The sequence below is a fragment of the Mesorhizobium sp. P5_C1 genome (assembly GCF_054049815.1).
This window is the reverse complement of sequence record NZ_JBFULQ010000462.1, coordinates 1-4,336: the sequence shown is the minus strand read 5'-3', so window position 1 is coordinate 4,336 and position 4,336 is coordinate 1. Positions and strand designations below refer to the sequence as shown.

Sequence of the window (4,336 nt, the reverse complement as noted above, 5' to 3'; positions counted from 1 at the left end):
AGATCCGTCATAGCGTGCCGCCGAGGCATATTAGTTCACGCTTGCATTGATATGCAAAAACTGGAACTGTTCGTGCGGGGTAGAAATCATGCGATGGGGCGAAAGACAACCGGGTTGATTCTTCCCGGAATCTTTCGAGGGCGAATGTATTTTCCACAGTTTCTGGTGGGAGCAACGGCGGCGTTGGCCGTCATCTTTGGCTGGATCTACAGCGTCACGGGCTCGTTTTGGGTCTCGTTGGCGTGGACAGTCATCAGCGCCGTCGTGCTGCAGGTGGGGTATTTCGCCTGTGTGCTCATCATGATTTTCCGTCGCGTCGACGAAGCGACCGATGCCGATCGAGCGGTTCAGAAGAAGCCCGACGGAGCGTCTCCCGCCAAACACGACGGTATCTCCTTCTAAGGCAATCCCGGACGGAAAACTGTTTCACACCTTCTGGAATAACTCCAACCCAGTCATGGTTTGTCGTGGCAAAGCCGGGCGGCAGAATCGCGATTACTTCGTGCTGTCTTCACCAAAGCTGTCTTTCATCGCGCGCAGGATAATGACGGCCGAGGCCGCTCCCGGATCCATGTGCCCCAGGGATCGTTCACCCAGCCGTGCCGCCCTTCCGCGGGCAGCGACCATGGATCGTGTCGAATTTGCGCCGGCTTCCGCGGCCTCCAGGATGCTGCTCCACATTTCCCGGCTTCCGGCAGCGCGGGCACGTGCACCGACGGCTGCTTCCGTTGCTGGGATCCAGGCATCCAGCATCGTCTTGTCGCCGCGCTGCCCTTTGCCGCGCTCCTTGATGCCGGTCGTCATGGCCTCGACGATCGCCGCCTGGTCGGCAGTCGAGAGGCGTTCATCTTGCTTGAGGGCCTGTGCTGCTCTTCGGAACGCCGTCGCATAGAGCGGCCCCGTGGAGGCGCCGACCGCATCGAGAAAGGCCGATGCGGCAGAGGTGAAAACGTCCGACGCGAGCATGTGGTCGAGGTCGAGCTTGGCCAACTCGGCGTTCACCGCCATGAAGCCGAGCGACATGGTGATGCCATGGTCGGCATCGCCGATGGCGCCATCCAGATCCGAGAGGTGATCCTTCCCCGCCTCGATCGCAATGGAGATGCGATAAAACATCCTGCTCAGGCGTCGCGCCGCATTGTCCGACATCGTGTTCCTCCCAGTTCAAGCAGGATGCGACCCATCGTCGATCGGCGCATACTCGTATCTCAGCCGACCCGCAGGACGGCCGTATCGCAAGGATGATGCAACAGGTCCGTCAACTCGTTGTCGAGGTGCAAGACCGTTATCGACGCACCGACCATGTCGAGCGATGTGCAATAATGCCCCACCCAGTTCGCCTCTATGGTGATGTCCTTGGCGCTCAATCGCTGCGCGACGCGCCTGAACAGGATGTAAAGCTCCATCAGCGGCGTGGCGCCGAATGAATTGATCAGCACCGCGACACGGTCGCCCGCGGCCGGCTTCATCTCCGAAAAGATGCGGTCCATGATCCGGTCCGTGATCGCGTCGGCGCTCATCATCCTTTCGCGGATGACGCCGGGCTCGCCATGGATGCCCATGCCGATCTCGATGTCGTCGGGGCCGATTTCGAAATTGTGGCGACGGGTCTGCGGCATGGAGCAGGGCTCCAGCGCAACGCCCATGGTGAAAGTCCGTGCGTTGGCCTTGCGCGTCACGGCCTCGCAGGCGTCGAGCGACAAGCCGCGGTCGCAGGCAGCGCCGGCGATCTTGAACATGAAGAAGTTGCCGGCAACGCCGCGGCGGCCCTCCCTGTCCTCGATCGGCGACGAGGCGATGTCGTCGGTCGTCACCACCGTGCGGACCTCGATGTTTTTTTCCGCCGCGATCTCAGCCGCCATTTCGAAGTTCATCACGTCGCCGGCATAGTTGCCGTAGACGAACAGCACGCCTTGCCCGCCCGATGCGGCATTGGCGCACTGGAAGATCGTGCCGGGAGGCGGCGACGAAAAGATGTTGCCGACGGCCACGGCATCGGCGAGCCCCTTGCCGACATAGCCGAGAAAGCAGGGCTCGTGCCCCGTGCCGCCGCCGATCACCAGCCCGACTTTCCCGGACCTCGGCCCCGTGCGGGCAACGAGAGCACGATGCGAACCCTTGATCGGCTCGATATAGGCGGCGTGGGCCCTCACCACGCCGTCAAGCATCTCCTCCACGACATCGTTGGGGTCGTTGAGGAACTTCTTGATATGGGTGCGGAAGTTGCTGGGCAAAGCCACGGCGTTGTCGAGCCTTGGGCGCTGCGAGAGCTTTTGGTCGAGCTCCGTCACGCCGTCGGCATTGAGGATGCCACGGCCGGTGGCGGCGTCGGTGATGAGCACGTTGACGTAGCCGCCCCGCAGCGCGGCAAGGATTGCCGGCACCTTGTCGAAACCGCCGGCGACCGCAATGCGCAGGCCGATGGCCTTCAGCCTGTCGAGCGATATTCCGATCGTACGGTCGTCGAGCGGGCCGGCCACCGGATTGCCCTGTCCGTCGATGAAGCGGCCGGCGACGACACCCACGGCATCCTTGGCGAGGTATTGTTGAAGGGGGACCGATTCGAAGAAGCCGCTGGTGTGGATCGTTGAATTCGGGCGCAGGGAAGAGATGCCGAAAAGCGCCTTGTTGGCTTTGGCAAGCGCCTCGAACTGGCTTTCGATCAGCGTCTCGCGCAACAGCATGTCGCGAACCTCGGCCGTCGAAACGACCGCTGGCGCGGTGATGTTGATCAGCTTCCCATCCACAGCGCCGGCAATGGCGGCCGCGCACAGTTCCGGCGTATAGGCAAAACTCGCACGAGTGCCTCCGGTCGCCTGAACGACGGTGACGTCCTGGAGGCCAGGCACGGAGGCCTGCTCCCCGATTGCCAACACAGTTCGTCCCCAGGCAACGGCAAGCGTGTCACCGGATTTCAAAAGCTTGGCAAGCGCCTGCGCCGCAGCCCCGCCAAGACGATCGATCAGTGGACGCGCATTGTCGTCGCTTGGCACGACCAGGCAGTCATGCAACCCGAAGTGACGCTTGAGTTCCTGCGCGATCGAGAGCGAACTCAGCCGTGACGGCTCGAGCGAAATGTTGACGATCCCGCGGGCGCGGGCATCGGCCAAATAGCTGTTCACCGTCGCCCGCGAAATGCCCATGATGTCGGCGATATCGCCTTGCGTCATGCGATCTTCGTAGTAGAGCCAGCAGGCCCAGACGTAGGGGTCGTCACCGTAGCGCAGCGGGATGGGTTCGGTGCCGGCCTCGGCCCCCGTCCGCACCGTCCCGTTCTTCCGCGCCGATGATGCCTTGACGGTCATGCTGCCTGGTTTCCCCGAATCCATAATCGGTCGCCAAGATGGGCGCAAACGGGCGAACTCTCAATCTTGCTCCGCTCCCGGCTGGAAGATCAGCCGGGAGCCATTGCTCGGGAGGAGCATTCTTCAAAATTCAACGCACCGCTGTCGCGGACAGCTGCAGTTTCTGCTTGGCGCTTAGCGCCAGGGCTTTCAGGATCAACGCGCAGGATGTGGCGCCGGCGTCGAGGACGCCGACCGAGCGCTCACCCAGGCGGCTGGCGCGGCCGATCTTGGCCACAAGGTCCTTCGTGCCGTCGCGGCCTTTTTCGGCTGCGGCAACCAGGGCATCCAGCGCGTCCGGAAATGGCTTCCCGTCGGCGTTGGCGCTGTCGAAGGCGTCGATGGCCGGGACGAGCGTGTCGAGAAGCGTCTTGTCGCCAACCTTGGCCGACCCGATGGCCTGGATGCCGTCGAGACCATTGGTGAGCATCGTGCTGAAAGTCTTCGCATCGATTGACGATGAGTGTTCGATCGTCTCGGCGAATTGCGTGAACATGACGCCATAGAGCGGACCCATGGAACCACCGATCTCGGTCATCAGCACGGTGCCCAGCGTATCGAAGGCGGTGGCCAGCGACATGTCGTTGCCCCTGATCCTCTCCGCGGCCATGCCGAAGCCCTTGGCCATGTTGACGCCGTGGTCGCCGTCACCGATCTTGCCGTCGATCTCGCTCAGATAGGCCCGGTTTTCGATGATACGGTCCGCCACCGAAAGAACGATGTCGCCAGCGGAAGCGTTTTCAAAATGCTGCATTCGCCTGTCTCCTAGAACCTTGCGGGACAATCGACATCGACATCCAGCAGCCTTTTCAGTTCGGCGTCGAGCGCCATGACCGTGAGTGTGGCGCCGACCATTTCCAGCGACGTGAAATAGTTGCCGATATAGGTCTTGTGGATGCTCAGCCCGCGTCCGGTGATCTCCTGTTCGATCGTGTCGTTGAGGATGTAGAGTTCGTTGACCGGGGTTGCGCCGAGGCCGGACACCAGCACCG

5 protein-coding genes are annotated in these 4,336 nt (G+C 62.2%); 1 reads left to right on the top strand and 4 read right to left on the bottom strand.

All coding sequences use genetic code 11. The features are described from left to right. A partial coding sequence (locus ACXJ7R_RS25815; protein ID WP_457154301.1) for an exopolysaccharide production repressor protein occupies window positions 1-402 on the top strand: 402 nt, incomplete at its 5' end. A 93-nt stretch (window positions 403-495) separates the two neighbouring features. Here ACXJ7R_RS25815 and dhaL (ACXJ7R_RS25810) read toward each other — a convergent pair. The 4 genes from dhaL (ACXJ7R_RS25810) to ACXJ7R_RS25795 form a co-directional block, all read right to left on the bottom strand. Next, the gene (gene dhaL, locus ACXJ7R_RS25810; RefSeq protein ID WP_457154300.1) at window positions 496-1,149 is read right to left on the bottom strand and encodes a dihydroxyacetone kinase subunit DhaL; all 654 of its coding nucleotides are present in this window, start codon (window positions 1,147-1,149) and stop codon (window positions 496-498) included. Window positions 1,150-1,208: 59 nt separating this feature from the next. Next, window positions 1,209-3,305, bottom strand: a complete 2,097-nt coding sequence (locus ACXJ7R_RS25805) for a bifunctional sugar-binding transcriptional regulator/dihydroxyacetone kinase subunit DhaK (RefSeq protein ID WP_457154299.1) — start codon at window positions 3,303-3,305, stop codon at window positions 1,209-1,211. A gap of 130 nt (window positions 3,306-3,435) precedes the next feature. After that, window positions 3,436-4,098 carry a dihydroxyacetone kinase subunit DhaL gene (gene dhaL, locus ACXJ7R_RS25800; protein ID WP_457154298.1) on the bottom strand — a complete coding sequence of 221 codons (663 nt, stop codon included), beginning with the start codon at window positions 4,096-4,098 and terminating at the stop codon, window positions 3,436-3,438. Between the two features lie 11 nt (window positions 4,099-4,109). Next, window positions 4,110-4,336, bottom strand: a 227-nt coding sequence (locus tag ACXJ7R_RS25795; protein ID WP_457154297.1) for a dihydroxyacetone kinase subunit DhaK, incomplete at its 5' end; no start/stop codon positions are given.